This window comes from Kocuria sp. CPCC 205235 (genome assembly GCF_040980905.1).
Taxonomy (GTDB): domain Bacteria; phylum Actinomycetota; class Actinomycetes; order Actinomycetales; family Micrococcaceae; genus Kocuria; species Kocuria carniphila.
Genome location: NZ_JAVKPR010000071.1, coordinates 1 through 1299 on the forward strand (window position 1 = coordinate 1; position 1299 = coordinate 1299).

At 63.1% G+C, this 1299-nt stretch carries 1 protein-coding gene; it reads left to right on the forward strand.

What is annotated here, in order from left to right; all coding sequences use genetic code 11:
• Nucleotides 1-91: 91 nt before the first annotated feature.
• Complete coding sequence (locus RF638_RS15990; protein WP_368842458.1) at nt 92-1261, forward strand: IS1249 family transposase; 1170 nt, start codon at nt 92-94, stop codon at nt 1259-1261.
• Nucleotides 1262-1299: the final 38 nt, after the last annotated feature.

Sequence of the window (1299 nt, forward strand, 5' to 3'; positions counted from 1 at the left end):
GGGTTATAGGCCAAAATATGTGTATGGCGGGGGCTTGCTTGCCTGCGATAGCAACGTTCTAGGGCTTTGACATGCTCTGGGAGCATGTCTGGTGCCCCTTCCACGAAACAGACCCTCTTGTGGTGTATGTGCTCAACCGTTGGTGAAGAACGGGAGGACCAGCGCTGGTCGGACTCGATGGCGATGTCCGCGGTGCGGGGCCTCAACCACCATCCACCGCGAACAGCTCACCCGACGAGCCCAACTGGACTGGTTTCACGCCTGGCTTCTGCACGGAGCGAAGAGCAGCGATTTCAGCGGTAGCCCCCGCACCTTCAGGAGAGCTACCGCCTGGTGCTGGCGAGTACCTGTCCCACGCCCGGAGCCGACCGGGGTGATCCACCACCAGATCATGCTCGATGGCACCTACTTCAACGGCTGGTGCGTGCTCATCGCCTACACCGGCACCCACGTGGTGGACTGGCAATGGTGTGACCACGAGAAGAAAGCCGCCTGGGTGGCGCTGTTGAACCGGATCCCGGCCCCGGTCGTGGCCATCGTCGACGGTGGCACCGGCCTGCACGCGGCCCTGCGCCAGGTCTGGCCCCACACCGCGGTTCAGCGCTGTTACTTCCACATCTACACCGCTATCCGCCGGCACCTGAGCCTGTCTCCACGCCTGGAAGCCGGCCAAGAACTGATGAGTCTGACCCGGGCGCTGATGGCAGTGGCCGACCTGGACCAAGCCGCGGTCTGGATGGGCGCCTACGCCACCTGGGAAGCGAAGTGGGAGACGTTCTTAAAACAACGCTCCCGCCCGGGCAAAGGAGTACTACGCCCCACTGGGGTGAACGAGGACCGTGCCTGGTGGTACACCCATCAACGCCTACGCCGAGCCCGCGGCTTCTACCGGACCCTGATCCGCCACCACAACCTCTTCACCTGGCTCAACCCCGAGTTGGCATCACAGACCGGGGTGAAGATCGACCGCACGACCTCTCCGTTGGAGGGCGGGCCAAACAAGGCCATCAAAGAACTCTTGCGAGCCCACCGCGGAATGCCCGACAAGCACGCTCGACGGGCCGTGGACTGGTTACTGAACTCCCTCACCGAACACCCCAGAAACCCCTGGGACCTCGCACGGGAAGAACACTGGAACCCACCACCGACACGCCCCCAACACCAGGACGAACCGATCGGGCCGACCCTCTATGACAACGCCTTCAGTGCCGAAGACGGCAACGGCATCCAACACGGCTGGGCAGGCCGAAACCACCCATGACACACCCGAGCCATACACACATTTTGGCCTTTAACCCG